Genomic DNA, 21,844 nt, shown 5'->3' with positions numbered 1-21,844 from the left:
GTGCGGTCCGCCTTCGACTGGAAATCAGCGATGAACCAGTTTGCTATCCTGTTCGGCGAGCGATTTACGCAGGCGCGCGGATAACCGGTTGTTCAACCGCCTCGCCCACAAAAACGCGGACAGGTTCCCTCGTTCCGTATCCTGCCGAACCGGCGCACGGACAATGTACCGACCACGAAGGTGCGTTGATCCGCGCGGCTTTTACACGAATGCACTCAATGACAGCAATCGATTCGTCGACTTCTCTCCCCACCATCCTCCTCGTCGGCGCCTCCGGCCTGCTCGGCCGCGCGGTCGCCGCGTCCTTGTCCCGCGAACCGTCGCTGACGCTGCTCGCGACCATCCGGAACCCGCAAGGCGCCGGTGCGAAACGGCTCGCATTGCCGCCGGACAACATCGCCGAACTCGACGTCCTCGACCAGCCGTCCCTCGAACGCCTTTTTGAAATCCACAAGCCGGCAGCGGTGATTCTCTGCGCCGCCGAACGTCGCCCCGACGTCTGCGAACGCGACCCGGCCGCCGCCCGCGCCATCAACGTCACGGCGCCGGCTCGCATCGGCGCACTCGCCGCGCGATACGGCGCATGGACGCTCGGCATTTCGACCGACTACGTCTTCGACGGCAAGGCCGCCCCCTACAGCGAGGACGCCACCCCGAACCCGCTGAACATCTACGGTCGCACCAAGCTGGAAGGCGAGGCCGCGCTGCTCGCCGCCTCGCCGCTGTCGTGCGTGCTGCGCCTGCCGTTGCTGTTCGGCCCGATCGCCGACTGGAGCGAATCGGCCGTCACGAGCCTCGTTCCGGCCGTCGTCGCGTCGGCGCGCCCGGGCGCCGACGCGGTCGGCATGGACGCATGGGCGATCCGTTACCCGACCTACACGCCCGACGTCGCGCAGGTCATCCGCGATCTGACGCTGCGCCATCTCGCGGGTGACACGGTCACGGGCATTCGCCATTGGTCGAGCGAGGAGCCGATGACGAAGTACGCCATCGCGCAGCGAATCGCGGCCGCGCTCGGCATCGAGGCGTCGCTCACGCCGATCACCCAGCCGACCGACGCGACGCCGCGTCCGTACGACTGCCATCTCGACGCGACACGCGTGCGCGCGCTCGGGATCGATTACGCGACGCCGTTCGATACGGCGCTGCACGCGATCCTGCACGACGGCCGCCCGATACCGTAAAGCCGCACGCGGGCGGCCGATTGTGCGAACGCCGCCCCTATGCGATGCTTGTCGCGCTGCGCGCGCGGGTTCCCGCGGGTCGCGCGACGCAGGATGACGCGATACCCGCGCCGTTCCCACGGCTCAACGAACAACAACCATGACCACCGTATCCCCCCGTCCGACGACGCGCACGCTGGCGCGTGTGCGTACCACGTTTCGCCAGTACTTCAGCCTGCGCGAAGGCCAGGCCGACCGGGAAACGATCGATCAGGACATCCGCGGCGGCGTCGGATTGCGCGGGACCAACCTGTGGATCCTGATGTCCGCGATTTTCATCGCGTCGATCGGCCTCGACGTGAACTCGACGGCCGTCATCATCGGCGCGATGCTGATCTCACCGCTCATGGGGCCGATCATGGGCCTGGGCTACGGGATCGGCATCTACGACTTCGCGTTGATCCGGCGCTCGCTGAAGACACTGGCCGTCGCCACGCTGATCAGCCTTGCGACTTCGGCGCTGTATTTCTCGCTGAGTCCGCTGACGGGCGAACACTCCGAACTTCTCGCGCGCACGTCGCCGAGCATCTGGGACGTGTTGATCGCGCTGTTCGGCGGGCTCGTCGGGATGGTCGGCGCGACGCGCAGCGAAAAGACCAACGTGATCCCCGGCGTCGCGATCGCGACCGCGCTGATGCCGCCGTTGTGCACGGCCGGCTACGGGCTCGCGCATGGCAGCCTCGCGTATTTCGCGGGCGCGTTCTACCTGTTCTCGATCAACTGCGTGTTCATCGCGTTCGCGACCGTGGTGGTCACGTGGGTGATTCGCGCGAAGCCGGCCGCGCGCGTGGACGAGGCGATGCAGCGGCGCGTGCGGCGCTTCGTGCTCGCGGCGGTCGTCCTGACCGCCGTGCCGAGCGTGATCCTCGCGTACCGGCTCGTCACGCAGGAAGTGTTCAACGCGCGTGCCGACCAGTTCATCAAGGCCGAACTGTCGCTGCCGTTGTCGGTGGTCGCGAGCCGGCATATCGATCCGCGCGGCCGTGTGATCGAGGCGATGCTGGTCGGCCGGCGTGTCGACCAGGCGATGCTCGACCGGCTGGCGGACAAACTGCCGGCCTACGGTTTGCCGAACAGCCGGCTCGTCGTGCGGCAGGCCGGCGACGAACGCATCGACACCGGGGCGCTCGCGTCGTCGCTGAAGGCGAGCATCGCGCAGGACCTGATCGCCGCGAACCATGCCACGCGCACCGAGATGGACGTGAAGGACCAGACCATCGCGCGCCTGCAGCACGAAATCGACGGCCGGGCGGCGCAGCAGGCCGAACTGGCGCGCGTCGCGCGCGAACTGCGCACGCAGTATCCGCAGATCCGCGAGATCCTGTATGGCGCGACCGATGCGTGGGACAGCGGCGCAAGCGCGCCGGACGCCGAGCCGCTCGTGACCTTCGTGGTGTCGACCGCGAAGCCGCTGCCGCGCACCGACCGGCAGCGAATCGAGCGCTGGCTGAGCGTGCGGCTCGATTCGCCGCGCGTGCGGGTCGTGACGGCCGGCTGATGCGACGCGCATGCCGATGATTCAGCGTCGCCCCGTGCCGTTGACTGCAGGAGCCCTGCCATGCAACTGAAATGGCTCGAAGACTTCGTTGAACTCGCGCGCACGCGCAGCTTCACGCGTGCAGCGGAAAACCGCTTCGTCACGCACCCGGCGTTCGGCCGCCGCATCCGTTCGCTCGAGGAATGGGTCGGCACGCGCCTGATCGCGCGCACGAAGCCGCTCGAACTGACGGCGGCCGGCACCGTGTTCCTCGATGCCGCATCGAACGCGCTCGACATCCTGCATGGTGCGCGCACGCAACTGCAGGAAGCGTCGCCGGTGCCGGAAAACACCCTCCGGATCGCGACCGGCCGCACGCTGTCGGCCACCTTCTTCCCCGACTGGTACGACGAGACGGTTGCGCGCGCAGGCTTTTTCACGGCGACCGTGTCGACCGGCAGCGCGGAGGAGGCGATCCTGCAGCTGACGGCCGGCGAGGCCGACATGCTGATCGTCTATTCGAGCCCGCACACGCGGCTGCTGATCGACCGCGACCGCTTCGACTGGCTGTCAGTCGCGCGCGAGGTGCTGGTGCCCGTCAGCGCGCTCGATGCGCGCGGCAGCGCGCGCTACCGGCTGCCGGCCGGGCAGGCGCCGGTGCCGTGGCTCGCGTTCGCCCGTACGCTGACGCTGCGCGCGGTGCTCGCGCGCCATCTCGCCGAAATGCCGAACCGGCCGACGTTGCGCCCGGTGTACCAGGCCGACTCCTACGAAGCGATCCTCGCGATGGCGCGGCGCGGGCTCGGCCTCGCGTGGCTGCCGCAGCGGCTCGTCGCGGACGACGTGCGGCGCGGCGAACTCGCGATCGTCGGCGGCGCGGACTGGCAGATCGGTTTCGACGTCGCGCTGTATCGCCGCCGGAACGAATCGCATCCGGTCCTCGACGCGATCTGGCGCACCGCGCCGTCCCGCGATGACGGCGGAGCGCCGGCCGGCTGAACCCGCGGCCCGGGTTGCCCCGGCGCGCGACGCACCGATCAGCACGATCGCGTGCCGAAACGGCACGAACGCACGCGCCGCGGTGCCTACACTCCGCGCTTGACTGGCCCGGACGCACGCCGGCAACCGCCGCGCGCCGTCTTTCACAATCCTGACGGCCAGCATCAACGGAGGAGCACAGGCATGACCCGCAACCCGCACGCCGCGCAGCCGGCCCCGCACAATCCGTGGCGCGAGATCTGCGCCGCGAGCATCGGCAACGCGCTGGAGTTCTACGATCTGCTGATCTACGGCTATTTCGCGATCGTCATCGGTCAACTGTTTTTCCCGACGCATGACGCGGCCACCTCGCTGCTGCTGTCGGTCGGCACGTTCGGCATCTCGTTCGTCACGCGGCCGCTCGGCTCGATCGTGCTCGGCAGCTATGCGGATCGCGCGGGCCGCAAGGCATCGCTGACGATTTCGATCGGGCTGATGATGCTCGGCACCGCGATGATCGCGTTCGCGCCGACGTATGCGCAGATCGGCATCGCGTCGCCGCTGCTGATCATCGTCGCGCGGATGCTGCAAGGCTTCTCGACGGGCGGCGAATTCGGCGCGGCGACCGCGTTCATGGTCGAGCAGGCCGACGCGAAGCGGCGCGGCTTCTTCGCGAGCTGGCAGATGTCGACGCAGGGGCTCGCGACGGTGCTCGCGGCCGGCGTGTCCGCGCTGCTGAGCCTGCTGCTGACCACCGACCAGCTGCATGCGTGGGGCTGGCGCGTCGCGTTCGCGGTCGGGCTGCTGATCGGCCCGGTCGGGCTGTATATCCGCCGCAACATCGACGAACCGGCCGATTTCCGCCGGCTCGGCGAGGCGGGGCGCGCGAAATCGCCGCTGCGCGACGTGTTCGTGCGCGACCGCGCGAACATGCTGCTCGGCGCGGGCGTGGTCGCGACGGCCACGGCGTTCAACTACGTGCACAAGCTCTACATGCCGACGTACGCGGTGAAGCAGCTGCATATCCCGGCTACGTCGTCGTATCTCGGCGCGGTCGTCACGGGCGCGATGCTGATGATCGCGGCGCCGGTCGTCGGGCACCTGTCGGATCGGTTCGGCCGTATTCGCGTGATGCTGATCGCGCTGATTCTCGTGGGCGTGACGACGTGGCCGCTGTTCGTCCTGCTGAACCGCTATCCGACGGTCGAAACGCTGCTCGCGGTGCAGGCGCTGGTCGGGCTGCTGATCGCGGTGAGCCTGGCGCCGCTGCCGGCGCTGCTCGCGGACATCTTCCCGACCAGTACGCGCGGCACGGGCCTCGCGCTGTCGTACAACTTCTCGGTGACGCTGTTCGGCGGCTTCGCGCCGCTGATCGTGACCTGGCTGATCGACGCGACGCACGAAAAGCTGGCGCCGAGTTTCTACGTGATGGCGACGGCCGTGCTCGGCATCACGTCGGTGATCTCGCTCGGCCGCCGGATGCGCGGCGCGGCGGCCGGTTCCGCGCCGGCGACGCGCGCGACCGAGGCGTGATCCGTCATGCCCGAACCCGATTCCGGCGCAGCCGGCCGACGCCGGTCGCGCCTTTCCCGAACCCTGACGAATCCTTCCGACACTTCCGACATGACCACGCTTGAAGCCATCCGCGCCGCGCTGCCGGCCTATCCGATCGAAGTGACGTTCCCGGACATCTCGCGCTGGCGCGCGGGCAACACGGGCATCGACTATCTGCACACGTTCGACAGCGGCAAGCCCGGCAAGCACGTGATGATCCTCGCGCTGACGCACGGCAACGAAGTCAGCGGCGCGATCGCGGTGGACGCGCTGCTGACGGCCGGCCTGCGGCCGGTCGCGGGCCGGCTGTCGCTCGGCTTCGGCAACGTCGGCGCGTACGAGCATTTCAGCGCGGAGAATGCCGACGCGACGCGCTACCTCGACGAAGACATGAACCGCGTATGGACGCCGGCCGCGCTCGACGGCACGCGCGACAGCCGCGAGCTCGCGCGGGCGCGGGCGATGCGGCCGCTGCTGGATACGGTCGACCTGCTGCTCGACATTCATTCGATGCACGAAGCATCCGCGCCGCTGATGATGACGGGGCCGCTCGACAAGGCGATCGCGCTGGCCGCCGCGCTCGGCACACCGGAGCACGTGATCGTCGATCGCGGCCATGCGAACGGCACGCGGCTGCGCGACTACGGCGGCTTCGGCGATCCGGCGAGCGCGAAGAACGCGCTGCTGATCGAGACGGGCCAGCACTTCGCGGCGAGCGCGCGCGCGGTCGCGCTCGACAGCGCCGCGCGCTTCCTGCTGCACGCGGGCGTCGTCGCACGCGACGACGTCGCGGCGTTCCTGACGCAGGCCGCGCCGGTGCGGCAGAAGTTCATCGAGATCACGCAGCCGGTCGTCGCGCGCTCGATGGATTTCCGGTTCTCGCAGCCGTTCACCGGGCTCGAAGTGATCGCGAAGGCGGGCACCGAGATCGCCCGCGACGGCGACGACGTGATCGTCACGCCGTACGACGACTGCGTGATCGTGCAGCCGTCGATGCGCCATCTCGGCGTGAACGTCACGATGATGCGGCTCGGGCGCCTGCTCGAACGCTGAGCCGGGCGGGTCGGCGCCGGCCCGTGTCGACATGCTGCAATGCAGCGCTTGCGATGCTCCCGGCAAGCGCGCATTTGTCGTCGGGTCGAAAAGCGGCCGCAGGGGCATGGCCTGACGATCGAATTCGGAATTTGTCTAGTCATCCTTGCGATTCGGCCACCCGAACTGCACCAAACATGTGCCGGAATTCCCCGCGACGGCGCACGCCGGATGCCTGTAATTAGGGGATTTCCCGCGTTTGCTTCGTTTTTATTGATCGCTGCTTGTCGCGCTGTTTTTCTTCTTGCATGCTTGTATAGACAAATTCCTGAGGCGGCTTGCTGCACCGAAGGGATGGCGAACTTCAACGCAAGGAGAAATCTCGTGAACGGCAAGCGCATCAAGTGGGCAATCAGGACGATCGGCATCATCGCGGCTGCGGCGGCCACGCTCGCGGCGCCGGTGCAGGCAAAGGAATGGAAGACGGTGACGGTCGCGCTCGAAGGCGGCTACGCGCCGTGGAACCTCACGCTGCCGGGCGGCAAGCTGGGCGGTTTCGAACCGGAGCTGCTCGCCAACGTGTGCGAGCGCATCAAGGTGCAGTGCAACATGGTCGCGCAGGACTGGGACGGGATGATCCCCGGCCTGCAAGCCGGCAAGTTCGATGTCCTGATGGATGCGATTTCCATCACGCCGGAGCGCGAAAAGATCCTGCTGTTCTCGCGCCCGTATGCGGCGACGCCGGCGACGTTCGCCGTCACCGATACGAAGATCCTGCCGAAGGCCGCGCCCGGCGCGCCGATCGTCAAGCTGACGGGTGACGCCAACGCGGACAAGCCGACCGTCGACACGCTGCGCAAGCAGCTGAAGGGCAAGACGATCGGCATCCAGTCGGGCACCGTCTACACGAAATTCATCAACGACAGCTTCAAGGACATCGCGTCGATTCGCGTATACAAGACGTCGCCCGAACGCGATCTCGATCTGGTCGCCGGGCGCATCGACGCATCGTTCGACGACGTCACGTACTACGCGGCGAACAACGCGAAGAAGGACAACGCGTCGATCGTGCTCGCGGGGCCGAAGCTCGGCGGCCCGATCTGGGGGCCGGGCGAGGGGCTCGCGTTCCGCAAGCAGGATGCCGACCTGAAGACGAAGTTCGATACGGCGATCGCCGCGGCGCTCGCGGACGGCACCGTGAAGAAGCTCGCCGACAAGTGGTTCAGGACCGACGTCACGCCGTAAGCGCGTGTTCGGCTGCCGCCGCGTGAGCCGGTCGAACGGCACACGGCGGCACGCATCCAGTGGCTTCACCCAACGCATGCCGGGAGGCACGCATGGCGATTCTTGAAATGCTCGGTTTCGGAACCGAAGGCTGGGGCGGTGTGCTGCTGCTCGCCGCACTGATGACGGTCGCGCTGACGCTTGCCGCGCTCGCGGTCGGGGCGGTGATCGGCGCGGCGATCGCGGCCGCGAAGCTGTCGCGCTACCGCACCCTCCGCCTGCTCGGCGATCTGTATACGACGGTATTTCGCGGCGTGCCCGAACTGCTCGTCATCTATCTGTTCTACTTCGGCGGCTCGACGCTCGTGACGGCCGTCGGCCAGTGGTTCGGCGCGGAAGGCTTCATCGGCGTACCGCCGTTCGTGATCGGTGCGCTCGCGGTCGGGATGATCTCGGGCGCCTATCAGGCAGAGGTCTATCGCGCGGCGGTGCTCGCCGTGTCGAAAGGCGAGCTCGAGGCGGCGCGCTCGATCGGCATGCCGCGCAGCATGGTGCTGCGGCGCATCCTGGTTCCCCAGGTGCTGCGCTTCGCGTTGCCCGGGATCGGCAACGTGTGGCAACTGAGCCTGAAGGATTCCGCACTGATCTCGGTCACCGGTCTTGCCGAGTTGCTCCGCACGAGCCAGATCGCGGCCAATTCGACGCACCAGTACTTCGTGTTCTTCGTCGCGGGCGGTGCGTTGTATCTGCTGATGACGGGTTTGTCGAACCGCGTGTTCAACCGGGCGGAAGCGATCGTCGGCCGGTCGTTCCGCCGCAATTTCGCGCGCAACTGACGGAGAACGGGCATGTCCATCGATTTCGCTTTTCTCGTCGATACGCTGCGCCAGTTGCTCGCGGCCGTGCCGACCACGCTCGGCCTGTTCTTCGCGTCGCTCGTGCTCGGCGGCCTGCTGTCGCTCGTGATCGTCACGATGCGCGTATCGCCGCGCTGGTTGCCGAACCGTTTCGCGCGTGCCTATATCCTCGTGTTTCGCGGCTCGCCGCTGCTGATCCAGATGTTCCTCGTGTATTACGGGCTCGGCCAGTTCGGCGTGATCCGCGAGAGCTTCATGTGGCCGCTGCTGCGCGAGCCGTACGTTTGCGCGGTATTGTCGCTCGCGCTGTGCACGGCCGGCTACACGGCCGAAATCCTGCGCGGCGGGCTGATGGCCGTGCCGATCGGGCAGATCGAGGCCGGTTATTCGATCGGCCTGTCGGGCTTCGCGCTGCTGCGGCGCGTGATCGGCCCGATCGCGCTGCGCCAGTGTCTGCCCGCGTATTCGACCGAAGCCGTGCTGCTGGTCAAGTCGACCGCGCTGGCGAGCCTCGTCACCGTATGGGAAGTGACGGGCGTCGCGCAGCAGATCATCCAGCAAACCTACCGGACGACCGAAGTGTTCGTCTGCGCGGCCGTCATCTATCTGGGCCTGAACTTCATCGTCGTGCGCCTGCTCGGCGCGCTCGAATGGCGGCTCTCGGGGCACCTGCGTGCGCCGAAGCCGTCCGGTGCGCCAGCCGCCGCGACCCGAAATGCCCGGCGCGTCGCGTCCTGAGCGCGCCATTCCTTCCAGGAGAATCCGATGAACACCGCTGCTCCCGTTGCGCTGTCGGTCAGAAACATCCACAAGTCGTTCGGCGATCATCATGTGCTGAAGGGCATTTCGCTCGACGCGCACGAGGGCGACGTCATCTCGATCCTCGGTGCGAGCGGATCGGGCAAGAGTACGTTCCTGCGTTGCCTGAACCTGCTCGAGACCCCCGATGACGGTTCCGTCGCCCTGGCCGGGGAGGAACTGGCGATGAAGCGCGCGCGCGACGGCAAGCTGCATCCGCGCGACCGGCGCCAGGTCGACCGGATCCGCTCGCAGCTCGGGATGGTGTTCCAGAACTTCAATCTGTGGTCCCACATGACGGTGCTCGACAACCTCGTCGAGGGGCCGCTGCGCGTGCAGAAGCGCAGTCGCGCGGAAGCGGTGGAGGAGGCCGAGGCGCTGCTGGCGCGCGTGGGCCTCGCGGACAAGCGTGGCTACTATCCCGCGCACCTGTCGGGCGGCCAGCAGCAGCGGGTCGCGATTGCACGCGCGCTCGCGATGCATCCGAAAGTGATGCTGTTCGACGAACCGACGTCGGCGCTGGACCCGGAACTGGTGGGCGAGGTGCTGCGCGTGATGCGCTCGCTCGCGGAGGAGGGGCGCACGATGCTGGTCGTCACGCATGAAATGGGATTCGCGCGCCACGTGTCGAATCGCGTGATGTTCCTGCATCAGGGCGAGGTCGATACGGACGGCACACCCGACGAAGTCTTCGGCGGCCAGACGTCCGAGCGCTTCCGGCAATTCGTGTCGAGCCACCACGACCGCACCGCGAACTGAGGCTGCCATGACTGTATTCCGTGCGGCTCGGCCGCTTGACTGGCGGCAGGTTGCGGCGGTGGCGGCCGGCGCGCCGCTGGCGTTGGCCGACGATACGCGCGCGCGCGTCGTGGCCGCTCGCGAACTCGTCGACGAGATCGTCGCGCGCGGGATTCGCGCCTACGGCGTCAATACCGGCGTCGGTGCGCTGTGCGACGTGATCGTGTCGCCGGCGCAGCAGAGCACGCTGTCGCACAACATCCTGATGAGTCACGCGGTGGGCGTCGGCATGCCGCTCGGCGCAGCCGAAACCCGCGCGATCATCGCGGCCGCGATCAACAACTATGCGCACGGGCATTCGGGCGTCCGTCCCGATGTCGTCGAACAGCTCGTCGCGCTGCTCGAGCACGATTGCCTGCCGGAAGTGCCGGCGCACGGCTCGGTCGGGTACTTGACCCACATGGCGCATGTCGCGCTCGTGTGCGTCGGGCACGGCCATGCGCGCCATCGCGGCGAACGCATGCGCGGCGACGAGGCGCTGCGGCGTATCGGCCGCGAACCGCTGGTGCTCGGCGCGAAGGAGGGGTTGAGCCTGGTCAACGGAACGCCGTGCGTCACGGGGCTGGCTGCGCTCGCGCTCGCCCGCGCCGAACGGTTGCTCGACTGGGCCGACTGGATCGCGGCGATGAGCTTCGAGAACCTGGGCGGGCAACTCGCCGCATTCGATCCGGCTTCGCTCGCGCTGCGGATTTCCCCCGGTATCGGGCAGGTCGGCGCCCGTGTGCGTGCGCTGCTGGCGGACAGCGGCATGCTTGCCGCGGCGAGCGGCCGGCATACGCAGGATCCGCTCAGCCTGCGCACGATTCCGCACGTGCATGGCGCGGCGCGCGACGTGTTCGACGTCACGGCGGAGGTCGTCGATCGCGAACTCGCATCCGTGACCGACAATCCGGTCGTGGCCGGCACGCGAGACGCGCCGGCCGTGCATTCGCAGGCGCACGCGGTCGGCGCCGGCATCGCGCTCGCGATGGACAGCCTCGCGGCGGCGATGGCGCAAGTCGCCGCGATCGCCGAGCGGCGTCTCGACCGGCTCGTGAATCCGCTCGTCAGCGGGCTGCCGGCGTTTCTTGCCGCGCCGGGCGGCAGCTGTTCGGGTTTCATGATCGCGCAGTACACGGCGGTCGCGCTGGTCGCGCAGAATCAGCGGCTTGCCGCGCCGGCGAGTCTCGACGGCGGCATCACGTCGGGGCTGCAGGAAGATCACCTGTGTCATGCGACGCCGGCCGCGCTGAAGGCGCTCGACATCATCGAGAATACGACCCGCGTGCTCGCGATCGAGCTATTGGCCGCCGCGCAGGCGTACGACCTGCAGCCGGGCGACACCGCGCGGGCCGCATCGACGGACGCGCTGTGGCGGCATGTGCGCACGCGCGTGCCGGTCTATCGCGACGACCGGCCGCTCGCGGACGATATCGCGATCGCGGCCGGCATCGTCGCAGGCGTGCCGCCTTCGTTGCAGTGACGACAGGCGAGGACGGGCCGATTACCCAACATTCATTCGGTCGAGGGCGCATGAGCGAAACGGAACGCAAGCTTTTCGCACGGCAGGCGCAGGCGTCGGCCGACACCGTGCCGGCGCGGGCACTGCCGGCCTATCAGCAGATCAAGCGCTACGTCGTCGAGCGAATCGCGAAGGGCGACTGGAAGCCCGGCGCCGCGATCCCGACCGAGGCCGAACTGGTCAAGGAATTCGGCGTGGCCCGGATGACGGTGTCGCGCGCGCTGCGCGAACTGACGGCCGAGCGCGTGCTGACCCGCATCCAGGGGGCCGGCACGTTCGTCGAGCGTCGGCATTACGAGTCGACGGTGCTGGAGATCCGCAACATCGCGGACGAGATCGCCGAGCGCGGCCATCGGCACAGCGCGCGCGTGCTGCTGATCGAGCGCAGCGTCGAGCCGGACGCGATCGATGCGCTCGGACTGCGCGCCGGGCCCGTGTTTCATTCGCGTATCGTGCATTACGAGGAAGACGAGCCGATCCAGTTCGAGGATCGCTACGTCAATCCGGCCTTGTTTCCCGCGTATCTGGAGCAGGACTTCACGCTCGAGACGCCGAATCATTACATGGTGCGACTCGCGCCGATCCAGCGGGCGGAGTTCCGGATCTACGCGGAGAAGCCCAACGCGCAGGTGCGTCGGCATCTCGTGATGGAAATCGGTGAACCGTGTTTGCTGCTACGACGCCGCACGTGGGTCGGCGAGCATGTCGCCACGTCGGTCAGGCTGTGGCATCCGGCGTCGCGGTTTCATCTGGCGGGCAAGATGTAGGGACGTGCGGCGGCCCTGGGCGGGACGCACATTTGCCGCTGCGGCCGGCGCTGGCGATGTACCCGTATGGGTCGTGATGGCGCGATGTCGCACCTGCATCGAAAGGCGATACACTGCGCGGGTTCCCGATCCGGTCGGGAGCGTCGGGGAACCGGGCGACCGCATCGCGGCACCCGCGCGGAGCACGCCACGGGCCCGGACTCATTCGAAAAAATCGAGAGAAAGAGAGGGCCCATGCTGACACGTCTTCGTAACGGCATCCTTCGTGCACAGGACCTGCGCGAATCCGGAGCCGATTCACCCACCCAGCGCCCGTCGATGGCGTGCGAACTGGTCGAGCTGAGCGCGAAGCGCGCGACGTGGCGCGTCCCCGTGCCGAATCAGGCGGACTGCTATCTGAAGGCCGAGCCGGGTGGACCCGAGCGGTTTGTCGTCCATATCGACGCGGAGACGTTCTATCGCCGCTGGCTCGAGACGAGCCCCACGTTCCCGAAACAGAATTCGCAGGATTGCGTACCGCGCCGGGCCATGTCGCTCGACAGCAAGTTCGCGGTAGCGGCCACCGCGTTCAGGGGCGGCCGCGACGCACCTGTGACGCTGCCGTCGGTCGGCTACTGGGCGGCGGCAAGCGGCTACGAGGTCGCGATGAGCGACGGCATGACGCGCACCTTCTGGCTGCTCGCCCATCGCGTGCGGTCGTTTCCCGTCAGCGTGGCCGACGCGAGCTGGGCGACGATACTGAACGGCATGGCCGGCATCGGCGTGGCGCCGATCGCGTTCAGCGAGCTGTTCGCCCGGCGCGCATAAGCGCGACGCCGCCGCGCAGCGCGCATCGTCCGGCTCGATTTGACACCTGGCGTCGCCGCCCATTAAAGTCGCGACGCGGGGCGGTGGGTCAAGCACACGCCCGGAACAGGCAGCCGATGTTCCAGGACTACGGGGCTACCCCGTGGATCAGATCGATACGCCGATGCGTCGCAAGTGCGCAAGTTGCGCGTTGCGCAACGACCGCTCTCGCAGCACCAGCCACGTTGGCTCATCGTCCCGCCTTCCTTTTCCCATGCACTCATCCCTGCGCGATACCACCCGCACGATTGCCGAGGCGATGCTCGCCGGTCCGCCCGAACGCGACGGCGTCGTCGCGCGGATGGCCGCCGTGCTCGGCGAGGCACAGCCGTGGACGCCCGAATGCGCGGGCACCGCGCTCGCCCGCTTCGGCGCGAACTGGGCCGATACCGACACCGACGCGCTCGCTGCGCTCCTGGCCGAGGCGCCCGCGTTCGTGCGCGCATGGTATGGCGAGCGTCGGCCGGTGGTGATCCGCATCGTGCGGCGGCCGCTGGTCCAGCGACCGTTGCCGGCGCCGCTCGCGGGCTGCGATGTGCCGCAATGGCCGACGCCCGGCGATCTCGCCGGCTGGCTCGGGGTGAGCGCGCCGGAACTCGACTGGCTGTCCGACCACTGGCGCGTCGACGCGCGCAGCGGCGCCACGCCGCTGCATCACTACACATACGTCGCGGTCGACAAGCGCAGCGGCGGGTGCCGCCTCGTCGAAATCCCGAAGGGGCGGCTGCGCGAAGCGCAGCGCCGCATCCTGCACGGGCTGCTCGATCGCATCGCGCCGCATGGGGCGGTCCACGGTTTTCGCAAGGGGCACGGGATCGTGTCGTTCGCGACGCCGCATGCGGATCGCGATGTCGTCGTGCGTTTCGATCTCGCGGACTTCTTCGTGTCGGTGCGCGCCGCGCGCGTCCATGCGCTGTTCGCGACGCTCGGCTATCCGGCCGAAGTCGCGCGGATCCTCACCGGGCTCTGCACCAATCGCGTGCCGTCGGCGCGGCTGCTCGCGCCGGACCTGCGCGACCGGTTCGACTGGATCGGCCGTCAGCGCTATCGCGAACGGCATCTGCCGCAGGGCGCGCCGACGTCGCCGGCGCTCGCGAACCTGTGCGCGTTCCGGCTCGACCTGCGGCTCGCCGCGCTCGCGCGTTCGGTCGATGCGACCTATACGCGCTATGCGGACGATCTCGCGTTTTCCGGCGGCGGCGCGCTCGCGCGCGACGTCGCGCGGCTGCAAGTCCGGGTCGCCGCGATCGCGCTCGAGGAAGGGTTTGCGCTGCAATTGCGCAAGACCCGCGTGATGCGGCGGGGCACGCGGCAGCAACTGGCCGGCGTGGTCGTCAACCGGCATCCGAACCTGTCGCGCGACGCATTCGATCGACTGAAAGCGATCCTGACCAACTGCATCCGGCGCGGCCCGGCGTCGCAGAATCGCGATGCGCATCCGGATTTCCGTGCGCATCTGGCCGGGCGCGTCGCGCATGCGACGGCGCTGAATGCGGCGCGCGGCGCGAAGCTGCGCGCGCTGTTCGACCGGATCGTGTGGGACGCCGGCGGCGCGGGCCGCTGACCCGTCGGCCCGCGTCGACGCCGGTCGGCAGACTTCTGCAACACGACGCCGCGCACTGCTATCATTCGCGCCATGCCGCGCCCGTGCCAGGGGCGGCGAATCACTTGCCGCCGCCGTTCGCTTCATGCATGCGTACGCGGCGTGCCGCCCGTTGCCGGCTTGGTTCAAGCTGCCAGTGACGCACGACGTCGTTTAGTGCGCATCGCGCAAATCATGCCGGCTCAGGTGGACGATTCACCTATTTGACAGCCCCGATCGGCGGAACTTCGTGGTAGGTTCGGCCATCGGAGCTTTTTGCAAAAACATGCCCAAAGAGGATGAATACATGACCCAGGCCCTGCAGGAACTCGAAGCACAACTTCGGGACCTGAACATCAAGCTGTCAGAGGCGAAGCAGAAGGAGAAGCAAGCCGCGCTCGCGGCCTTCAAGGAACAGGTCGAGCTTTTGGGAATTTCGCAGCAGGAAGTGCTGAGCGCGCTCGGCTACATCGTCCAGCGCAAGCGCAAGGCGCCTGCCAAGTACTACGATCCGTCGACCGGCCGCTCGTGGTCGGGGCGCGGCCCGCGGCCGAAATGGCTCGAAGGCAAGGATCTCGAAACGCTGGCGGTCGATCGCGAGGCCAAGACCTGGTGGCCCGGGGACGATCAGGGCTGAATCCCGGCGCGCCGCAAGGCGACCGGGCGCCGTCCGGTTCGCGCAGGCGGGCCGGCCGGCAATCCGCCGCCTGCCCGCCGTCTTTCATTCGGTGTCCGGCCTGATCGCGACATCGCCGGCCTCGCCGCCGACACCGGATCGACGTTTTCCCTTTTCTTTTCCTTTTCCCGCTCGTTGCCTCCGTTGCCCGCGCGCCGTCCGGCCAGCGCGGGCGCGACGCGCGTCCGCCGCCGTCGTTCGCCGGCACAGGCCTTAGAATGTCGCCGGACATTCGTGGCAGGACACCATGGCAGCAAACATGAAATCTTCGACGCTCGGCGGCCCGTCGGCCCCGCGCGTGGAGCAGGTCGGCGCGTACGCGTGGAAAGCGCTGGCCGGATCGGCGATCGGCTACGCGATGGACGGCTTCGACCTGCTGATCCTCGGCTTCATGCTGCCGGCGATCACGGCGGCGCTGCACCTGACGCCCGGACAGGGCGGCGCGCTGGTCACGTGGACATTGATCGGCGCGGTTGCGGGCGGCATCGTGTTCGGCGCGCTGAGCGATCGCTACGGGCGCGTGCGCGTGCTGACCTGGACGATCCTGCTGTTCGCGATCTTCACGGGCCTGTGCGCATTCGCGCGCGGCTTCGAGGATCTGCTCGTCTATCGCACCATCGCGGGCATCGGCCTCGGCGGCGAATTTGGGATCGGCATGGCCCTCGCGGCCGAAGCGTGGCCTGCAGCCAAGCGCGCCCGCGTGTCGTGCTACGTCGCGCTCGGCTGGCAGGCCGGCGTGCTGCTGGCCGCGCTGCTGACGCCGTTTCTGCTGCTCCATATCGGCTGGCGCGGCATGTTCGTGGTCGGCGTGCTGCCCGCGCTGCTCGCGTGGGTGATGCGCAACAAGCTGCACGAGCCGGAAGCGTTCGTGCAGCGCGCGACGCAGCCCACGTCCAACGCGTTCCGCATGCTCGTCGCCGACGGCCGCACCGCGCGCACGAGCCTCGGCATCGTGATCCTGTGTTCGGTCCAGAATTTCGGCTACTACGGGATCATGATCTGGCTGCCGACCTTCCTGTCGAAGCAGATGGGCTTCTCGTTGACGAAATCGGGGCTGTGGACGGCGGCGACCGTCGTCGGGATGATGATCGGCGTCTGGGTGTTCGGCCAACTGGCCGATCGCATCGGCCGCAAGCCGACGTTCCTGCTGTATCAGCTCGGCTCGGTCGTGACGGTCATCGCGTATGCGCGGCTGTCGGACCCGACGACGATGCTGTGGGCCGGCGCGCTGATGGGGATGTTCGTCAACGGGATGGTCGGCGGCTACGGGACGCTGATGTCGGAAGGCTATCCGACGGCCGCACGCGCGACCGCGCAGAACGTGCTGTGGAACATCGGCCGCGCAGTCGGCGGCTTCGGCCCGGTCGCGGTCGGCGCGCTCGCCGCGCACTACGGGTTCCAGACGGCCATCGCGCTGCTCGCCGGCCTGTACGTGCTCGACATGATCGCGACGCTGTTCCTGATCCCCGAGCTCAAGGGCGTCGAGCTCGAATGAGCGCGGCGCGCGTACGCGCCGCCACGATTTCACCGGAAACCACGATGCAACGGAAAACCAGGACGATTGGCGTGATGGGCTCGGGCAAGGAGCCGTGGGCCGCATTTTCGGAACCGCTCGGCGCGTGGCTCGCGCAGGCCGGGTTCAATCTGCTGACGGGCGGCGGGCAGGGCGTGATGCTGGCGGTCGCGCGCGCGTTCGCCGGCGTGCCCGGTCGAGCCGGACGATCGATCGGCATCGTGCCGACGCAGGCCGATCCGGTCGCGGGCTTCGTGCCGCTCGACGGCTATCCGCATCCGTTCGTCGACATTCCGGTCCTCACGCCGCTGCCGCGCCGCGAGCCGGGCGCGGCTCCGGACACGATCAACCGCAACTACGTGAACGTGCTGAGCAGCGACCTGATCGTGGCCCTGCCGGGCGGGCACGGGACGGCGGAAGAGATCGCGCTCGCGCAGCGCTGGCGCAAGCCGCTCGTCTGCTTCGGGCCGGACGGTGCGTTTCGGTCGCTTGCCGCGGACGCGGTGTGCACGTCGTCGCTCGACGACGTGATCCGGTTCGTTGGCGATGCGTTTGCGGCGGAGCGGGGGCAGGCGTTGCGGTAGGTCGCTCGACGTTCGATGGCGTGCCTGCGGCTCGCGCCGCCGCAGGCAGGGTTCAAGCGCGTCGCCCCGCGCTCACCGCCCCGTTTTCAACTGCGCCCACAACCGGTTCTGCAGCCGGCGAATCTCGGGCGGCATCGGCTTGAGCAACGTCATCCTGCTCAATACCTCGTCGGACGGATACACCGACGGATCGCGCGCGATCGCGGGCTTCACGTACTGACGCGCGGCCTTGTTCGCGGTCGGGTAGAACACCGCGTTGGTGATGCCCGCATTGACCTTCGGGTCCTGCAGGTAGTTGATCCACTTCAGCGCGGCATCGCGGTTCGGCGCGTCCTTCGGGATCACCATCATGTCGAACCACAGCAGGCCGCCTTCCTTCGGATTCGCGAAGCGGATCTCGTACGGGCGTTTCGCTTCGGCCGCGCGGCGGTGCGCGATGCCGACGTCGCCCGAGTAGCCGAACGACACGCACAGGTCGTTGTTCGCGAGATCGTTGATGTAGCCCGACGAGTTGAACTGCGTGATGTACGGGCGCACCTTCTTCAGCACGTCGTAGGCGGCGCGGTAGTCGGCCGGGTTCGTGCTGTTCGGGTCCTTGCCCATGTACTGCAGCGTCGCGGCGAACACGTCGACGGCCTGGTCGAGGAACGACACGCCGCACCCATTCAGCTTCGCCATGTTGGCCGGATCGAACACCAGCGCCCAACTGTCGACCGGCGCCTTGTCGCCGAGCGCCTTCTTCACGGCTTGCACGTTGTAGCCGATGCCGTCGGTGCCGTAGGCCCACGGCACGCCGTACTGGTTGCCCGGGTCGGCGTCGGCGACCATCTTCATCAGCAGCGGGTCGAGATGCGACAGGTTCGGCAGCTTCGATTTGTCGAGCGGCTGGTAGACGCTCGCCTGAATCTGCTTGGCCATGTAGTTCGACGTCGGCACGACGATGTCGTAGCCGGAGTTGCCGGACAGCAGCTTCGCCTGCAGCGTGTCGTCGCTGTCGTAGTTGTCGTAGCGAACGTGAAGGCCGGTCTGTTTCTGGAAGTTCGGGATCGTGTCCGGCGCGATGTAGTCGGACCAGTTGTAGATGTTCAGTTCGCCGGCTGCGCGGGCGGCAGTGCCGGCGGCGGCGATCGACAGGATGGCGGCGGCTGAAAGGGTACGGTGGAGCGGGCGGATTCGCATGACGAAGTCTTTCCTGGCGGAGCGCGTCGAGCCCGGTGTGCGGGCCGTCGCGCGACGGTTCATCGGATGGAACAGGCGTGCGTGATCCGTGCTGTCGACGAGCACGGGCAGTGCAATGCAATCAGGAGTGCGTTCGATGTCGCGCGGGCTTGCGGCCAAACGCGGCGCGAGCCGATCCCGTCGCCGCTCAGGCGACACGATGCGCAGGTCGAACGGAACGAAGAAGGGGAAAGGCGCGCTAAGGCAGCAGCGACGCCACGTCGTCGGTATGGATCGCGACGGACGCACGGGCGGCGACGGCGTTGTGACGGCGAACGGAACGGCGGGACAGGATGGTGTAGATCGACAGAGACAGGCGAGGACTTCGCCAGCCGTCACGGTCGTCGAGGGACGGCGGCGCGGCGCGCAGGTTTCGCGCATCGCCTCGTCTCCATCGCACCAGCGGGCCACGGATTCTCACGATTACTCTCGACCGGGTTGTTGAAAGTATTGAACACCCGACGCTTCGCCAACGGCTACCGTTTCAGGCTGCGGTCATCGCGATTGCCGCGGGGCGGCATCGGCTGCATGGCGCGGACTGAAAGCTTGGCATTCAGCGAAATCGCCGAAATATGACGCTCCCGTGAATCATCGGATAAATCGCTGTAAGGATGTCTCCGGATTTTCCCTAGTGATGGGCAGGGTGGCGACGCGGTGCGGCAGCGTGCATGTCGCGCTTGCGAGCGTACTGGCGGCGGCCGGAATGCGGTCGAAGTGATGAGAATATTAGACGGCGGGATGACCCGCGCCGTCTCGCGACGACGAAGCCGGCGCGGTTGTGGCGGCGCGTTATGCGACCCGAATCCCGAAGTTCTCGATCAGCATGGCCGCCTGATCGTAGGAGACGGTCGCGCCGCGCAGCACGCCGGACGCGAGCAGCCTGGGCGTGCCGCCCAGATCCACGTCGCGCAGGTCGGCACCCTCGAAGCGGGCGTCGTTCAGATGTGCGTTGCGCAGGCTGCCGCCTTCGAACACGGCATCGCGGAAGTCCGCGCCGGCGAGATCGGCGTCCGAGAAATCGAGCGCCACGAGCCGGGTTTTACGGAACGAAAAGCGCCGCAGGCTCGCACCGACCAGCAGCGTGCTGGCGAATTCGAGCCCAAGCGATTTGCATTCCTCAAAATCGGCACCGGTCAGCCGGCATTCGTTGAAGCGGACCGATCCGAGCTTGCTGCGCCGCCAGCTCGTATTGTTGAGGTCGCACGACCGGAACGCGGCGTCCTCGAGATCCGACGACGCAAAGTCGGTTTGGCGGGCCCGGCAGCGAATCCACGTGGTGTGTGCGAGCGTGGCGCCGACGAACGACGCTTCCGCGAGCGCGCAGCGCTCGAATCGCGCGCCGCGCAGATCCAGGCGCGACAGATCGGCGCTTTCGAGGTCGCAATCCTCCAGGTGGAGGGGCGCAGGTGAGCCTTCGATGAGCTGCATCAATTCGGCGCGATCCAGCGTGCGGCCGGTCACGAGGACACCGGGAGTCATGAGCGGATCCATTGTCGGGCGAATGTTCGGGGCAGACATTATCCGGATTTCGCGCGCGTCGTGCATCGGGCGGCGTGCGACAGCTAACGCCGGGCTGCTGCCCCCCACGCACGGCGAAGCTGTCCGCCGATATCAATCGCCGGACGGCCCGGGCCGGCTGAAGCGCTGCTCGACGACCTTGGTTCCCCAGTGCGTGCCTGCCGACTCGTTCGTCAACGCAAAGCCGAACGACTCGTACAGATGGCGCGCCGCATCGAGCCCCTTGAAGGTCCACAGGTAGGTTTCGCGAAACCGGTGTTCGTCGACGAAACGCATCGCCAGCGTCATCAATTGACGCCCGACGCCCGAGCCGCGCAACGCGTCGTTGACGATGAACCAGCGCAGGTGCGCGACGCCCGTCGCCGGGTCGCCGTCGATCGCGAGCGACGCGAGTGTCCGGCCGTCTTCCTGGCACAGCCACAGCGCCTTGCCGGCGGCCGGCAGCGTGCCCGCGAAGGCGGCCAGCTCGGTCGCCACCCGCTGTTCGAAGAAGGCGCCGAAACCCCAGTGTTCCGCATAGAAGCGCGCATGCAGGCTCGCGATGTCGCCGATGCAGCCCGGCTGATAGCCTTCGCGAATCGACGGCGCGTCGGCGGGTGCGACGGGCGCGCGGGCCGCGTTGTCCTGGGCGAGTGCATCGGCATACAGCGCGAGCGAACGCAGCAGCGCCTGCTGGTCGGCCGGAATCATCCGGCGCAGCGCGTTCGACACCTGATCGGTCGCGAACGTATCGATTCTTTTTCGGAGCTTTTTGCCTTCGGCGGTCAGGTACAGCTCGATCGCCCGCGCGTCTTCGCTCGACACGCGCCGCTCCACGATACCGGCGGCTTCGAGCCGCGCGAGTTGCCGGCTCGTGTTCGATTTGTCGAGCCGCAGGATGGCGCCCAGATCCTTCGCGTTGATGCCGGGCGCCATCCCGATCTCGAGGATCGCGTGCACGGCCGACGGCGCCCAGTCGCTGTCGGCCAGCGTCGCGCGCATGAAGCCGAGCTCGCGTACCAGTTTGCGCGAGAAGTCGCGCAATTCGAGGATGGTCGCGTCGCGCGGCTTGGCCGGCGCGTCGATGAGGTCCATGGTCTGCCCCTGAAAAGGTTGCGTATCGCAATCGATAATAGTTGCGGGTCGCAACTTGATCAAGGCGGATTTTCACGTAATCGATTGCTTCGGGGCGGCGCATCCGTGCGGCCGCCACCGCGACGGGTACTGAAGCGGATGGCCGGGCGCGGCGAAGTGGCTGCATACTGGGCGGCGTTGGCAGAGCTGCGAGCAGGGGCATCGGCCGACCCTCGATCGACGACCGCGGACCACGGAGATCACCATGAACAAGCTGTTGCCGATGACGATCGCGTTGCTGGCCGGGAGTGGCCTCGGCGCGGCGCCGCTCCATGCGGCCGGCGCGATGGATGCGGCGCCGTGCAGCGCCGCGCATGCGGCGGATCAGCGCGGCGGGAACGCCGCGATGCCGGGCACGTCGGTCCGCAGCTTCTCGACCGCCGGTTGTTCGGGCGCGGTTTTGCAGGGCGACCGGGCCACGGCGACCGTCAACGGCGACAGGGTGGAGTTGCTCGACGGCGTCGTCTATGTGAACGGCCGATCGTATGGTGCCGTCACGCCCGCGCAGACCGTCGAATACGAAGTCGCGCGCGATCGGCGCACATTGAAGGTCGACGGAAAAACGCGAGCGCCGCTGCGCTGATG

Annotated in this window: 21 protein-coding genes; 17 read left to right on the top strand and 4 right to left on the bottom strand. The window is 67.9% G+C overall.

The genetic code is table 11. The features are described from left to right. Positions 1 to 218 precede the first annotated feature (218 nt). From MMB92_RS26540 to MMB92_RS26465, 16 genes are all read left to right on the top strand, one after another. Positions 219 to 1,184 (top strand): SDR family oxidoreductase, encoded by a 966-nt coding sequence (locus MMB92_RS26540; RefSeq protein ID WP_062911529.1) that lies wholly within the window; start codon positions 219 to 221, stop codon positions 1,182 to 1,184. A 139-nt stretch (positions 1,185 to 1,323) separates the two neighbouring features. After that, entirely contained in the window at positions 1,324 to 2,721 is a 1,398-nt protein-coding gene (locus MMB92_RS26535) for a DUF389 domain-containing protein (protein ID WP_006485862.1), read from the top strand. 60 nt (positions 2,722 to 2,781) lie between these two features. Continuing rightward, positions 2,782 to 3,699, top strand: a complete 918-nt coding sequence (locus MMB92_RS26530) for a LysR substrate-binding domain-containing protein (protein ID WP_006497915.1) — start codon at positions 2,782 to 2,784, stop codon at positions 3,697 to 3,699. A gap of 183 nt (positions 3,700 to 3,882) precedes the next feature. Continuing rightward, on the top strand, positions 3,883 to 5,211 hold the full coding sequence (locus tag MMB92_RS26525; RefSeq protein ID WP_200061840.1) for an MFS transporter: 1,329 nt from the start codon (positions 3,883 to 3,885) through the stop codon (positions 5,209 to 5,211). 90 nt (positions 5,212 to 5,301) lie between these two features. Then, a complete protein-coding gene (locus MMB92_RS26520) occupies positions 5,302 to 6,285 on the top strand; it encodes a succinylglutamate desuccinylase/aspartoacylase family protein (RefSeq protein WP_006484839.1) in 984 nt (327 codons plus the stop codon). A gap of 363 nt (positions 6,286 to 6,648) precedes the next feature. Continuing rightward, positions 6,649 to 7,509, top strand: coding sequence for a transporter substrate-binding domain-containing protein (locus MMB92_RS26515; RefSeq protein WP_058903821.1), 861 nt, complete (start codon positions 6,649 to 6,651; stop codon positions 7,507 to 7,509). A gap of 92 nt (positions 7,510 to 7,601) precedes the next feature. After that, complete coding sequence (locus tag MMB92_RS26510) at positions 7,602 to 8,324, top strand: ABC transporter permease subunit (RefSeq protein WP_006481063.1); 723 nt, start codon at positions 7,602 to 7,604, stop codon at positions 8,322 to 8,324. Between the two features lie 12 nt (positions 8,325 to 8,336). Then, entirely contained in the window at positions 8,337 to 9,083 is a 747-nt protein-coding gene (locus MMB92_RS26505; protein ID WP_006484844.1) for an ABC transporter permease subunit, read from the top strand. A gap of 27 nt (positions 9,084 to 9,110) precedes the next feature. Next, complete coding sequence (locus MMB92_RS26500; protein WP_006484818.1) at positions 9,111 to 9,902, top strand: ATP-binding cassette domain-containing protein; 792 nt, start codon at positions 9,111 to 9,113, stop codon at positions 9,900 to 9,902. A 7-nt stretch (positions 9,903 to 9,909) separates the two neighbouring features. After that, the gene (gene hutH / locus MMB92_RS26495; RefSeq protein ID WP_006484825.1) at positions 9,910 to 11,403 is read left to right on the top strand and encodes a histidine ammonia-lyase; all 1,494 of its coding nucleotides are present in this window, start codon (positions 9,910 to 9,912) and stop codon (positions 11,401 to 11,403) included. Between the two features lie 50 nt (positions 11,404 to 11,453). Continuing rightward, positions 11,454 to 12,209, top strand: a complete 756-nt coding sequence (gene hutC / locus MMB92_RS26490; protein ID WP_277563039.1) for a histidine utilization repressor — start codon at positions 11,454 to 11,456, stop codon at positions 12,207 to 12,209. A gap of 234 nt (positions 12,210 to 12,443) precedes the next feature. Next, positions 12,444 to 13,016 (top strand): hypothetical protein, encoded by a 573-nt coding sequence (locus MMB92_RS26485; protein ID WP_062911526.1) that lies wholly within the window; start codon positions 12,444 to 12,446, stop codon positions 13,014 to 13,016. 253 nt (positions 13,017 to 13,269) lie between these two features. After that, positions 13,270 to 14,619, top strand: a complete 1,350-nt coding sequence (locus MMB92_RS26480; protein WP_200061841.1) for a reverse transcriptase family protein — start codon at positions 13,270 to 13,272, stop codon at positions 14,617 to 14,619. Positions 14,620 to 14,944: 325 nt separating this feature from the next. After that, entirely contained in the window at positions 14,945 to 15,274 is a 330-nt protein-coding gene (locus MMB92_RS26475; protein ID WP_011549287.1) for an H-NS histone family protein, read from the top strand. A 286-nt stretch (positions 15,275 to 15,560) separates the two neighbouring features. Beyond that, on the top strand, positions 15,561 to 16,808 hold the full coding sequence (locus MMB92_RS26470; protein ID WP_034203911.1) for an MFS transporter: 1,248 nt from the start codon (positions 15,561 to 15,563) through the stop codon (positions 16,806 to 16,808). Then, positions 16,805 to 17,410, top strand: a complete 606-nt coding sequence (locus MMB92_RS26465; RefSeq protein ID WP_034203912.1) for a DNA-binding protein — start codon at positions 16,805 to 16,807, stop codon at positions 17,408 to 17,410. Before MMB92_RS26470 ends, MMB92_RS26465 begins: the two co-directional genes overlap by 4 nt. Before the next feature lie 72 nt (positions 17,411 to 17,482). Here the strand turns inward: MMB92_RS26465 and MMB92_RS26460 are convergent, their stop codons facing one another. The 4 genes from MMB92_RS26460 to MMB92_RS26445 form a co-directional block, all read right to left on the bottom strand. Continuing rightward, positions 17,483 to 18,589 carry a polyamine ABC transporter substrate-binding protein gene (locus MMB92_RS26460; RefSeq protein ID WP_058903983.1) on the bottom strand — a complete coding sequence of 369 codons (1,107 nt, stop codon included), beginning with the start codon at positions 18,587 to 18,589 and terminating at the stop codon, positions 17,483 to 17,485. Positions 18,590 to 18,827: 238 nt separating this feature from the next. After that, positions 18,828 to 19,049 carry a hypothetical protein gene (locus MMB92_RS26455; protein ID WP_077057161.1) on the bottom strand — a complete coding sequence of 74 codons (222 nt, stop codon included), beginning with the start codon at positions 19,047 to 19,049 and terminating at the stop codon, positions 18,828 to 18,830. Between the two features lie 368 nt (positions 19,050 to 19,417). Next, on the bottom strand, positions 19,418 to 20,107 hold the full coding sequence (locus MMB92_RS26450; protein ID WP_006497926.1) for a pentapeptide repeat-containing protein: 690 nt from the start codon (positions 20,105 to 20,107) through the stop codon (positions 19,418 to 19,420). Positions 20,108 to 20,239: 132 nt separating this feature from the next. Next, on the bottom strand, positions 20,240 to 21,220 hold the full coding sequence (locus MMB92_RS26445) for a helix-turn-helix domain-containing GNAT family N-acetyltransferase (protein ID WP_043205865.1): 981 nt from the start codon (positions 21,218 to 21,220) through the stop codon (positions 20,240 to 20,242). Between the two features lie 244 nt (positions 21,221 to 21,464). On the opposite strand from MMB92_RS26445, the gene MMB92_RS26440 reads away from it, so the two are divergent. Further along, positions 21,465 to 21,842, top strand: coding sequence for a sugar ABC transporter ATPase (locus tag MMB92_RS26440; protein WP_077056920.1), 378 nt, complete (start codon positions 21,465 to 21,467; stop codon positions 21,840 to 21,842). The last annotated feature ends 2 nt before the right edge of the window (positions 21,843 to 21,844 follow it).

It is taken from the genome of Burkholderia sp. IO2, assembly GCF_029522185.1.
GTDB lineage: Bacteria > Pseudomonadota > Gammaproteobacteria > Burkholderiales > Burkholderiaceae > Burkholderia > Burkholderia cenocepacia.
The sequence above is the reverse complement of the archived record's forward strand: the minus strand, read 5'-3'. Positions and strand labels throughout refer to the sequence as shown.

Coding starts and splice junctions, on each gene's coding strand:
- MMB92_RS26540 (WP_062911529.1), top strand. CDS start 219: ATGACAGCAATCGATTCGTCGACTTCTCTCCCCACCATCCTCCTCGTC.
- MMB92_RS26535 (WP_006485862.1), top strand. CDS start 1,324: ATGACCACCGTATCCCCCCGTCCGACGACGCGCACGCTGGCGCGTGTG.
- MMB92_RS26530 (WP_006497915.1), top strand. CDS start 2,782: ATGCAACTGAAATGGCTCGAAGACTTCGTTGAACTCGCGCGCACGCGC.
- MMB92_RS26525 (WP_200061840.1), top strand. CDS start 3,883: ATGACCCGCAACCCGCACGCCGCGCAGCCGGCCCCGCACAATCCGTGG.
- MMB92_RS26520 (WP_006484839.1), top strand. CDS start 5,302: ATGACCACGCTTGAAGCCATCCGCGCCGCGCTGCCGGCCTATCCGATC.
- MMB92_RS26510 (WP_006481063.1), top strand. CDS start 7,602: ATGGCGATTCTTGAAATGCTCGGTTTCGGAACCGAAGGCTGGGGCGGT.
- MMB92_RS26505 (WP_006484844.1), top strand. CDS start 8,337: ATGTCCATCGATTTCGCTTTTCTCGTCGATACGCTGCGCCAGTTGCTC.
- MMB92_RS26500 (WP_006484818.1), top strand. CDS start 9,111: ATGAACACCGCTGCTCCCGTTGCGCTGTCGGTCAGAAACATCCACAAG.
- hutH (WP_006484825.1), top strand. CDS start 9,910: ATGACTGTATTCCGTGCGGCTCGGCCGCTTGACTGGCGGCAGGTTGCG.
- hutC (WP_277563039.1), top strand. CDS start 11,454: ATGAGCGAAACGGAACGCAAGCTTTTCGCACGGCAGGCGCAGGCGTCG.
- MMB92_RS26485 (WP_062911526.1), top strand. CDS start 12,444: ATGCTGACACGTCTTCGTAACGGCATCCTTCGTGCACAGGACCTGCGC.
- MMB92_RS26480 (WP_200061841.1), top strand. CDS start 13,270: ATGCACTCATCCCTGCGCGATACCACCCGCACGATTGCCGAGGCGATG.
- MMB92_RS26475 (WP_011549287.1), top strand. CDS start 14,945: ATGACCCAGGCCCTGCAGGAACTCGAAGCACAACTTCGGGACCTGAAC.
- MMB92_RS26470 (WP_034203911.1), top strand. CDS start 15,561: ATGGCAGCAAACATGAAATCTTCGACGCTCGGCGGCCCGTCGGCCCCG.
- MMB92_RS26465 (WP_034203912.1), top strand. CDS start 16,805: ATGAGCGCGGCGCGCGTACGCGCCGCCACGATTTCACCGGAAACCACG.
- MMB92_RS26460 (WP_058903983.1), bottom strand. CDS start 18,589: ATGCGAATCCGCCCGCTCCACCGTACCCTTTCAGCCGCCGCCATCCTG.
- MMB92_RS26450 (WP_006497926.1), bottom strand. CDS start 20,107: ATGACTCCCGGTGTCCTCGTGACCGGCCGCACGCTGGATCGCGCCGAA.
- MMB92_RS26445 (WP_043205865.1), bottom strand. CDS start 21,220: ATGGACCTCATCGACGCGCCGGCCAAGCCGCGCGACGCGACCATCCTC.
- MMB92_RS26440 (WP_077056920.1), top strand. CDS start 21,465: ATGAACAAGCTGTTGCCGATGACGATCGCGTTGCTGGCCGGGAGTGGC.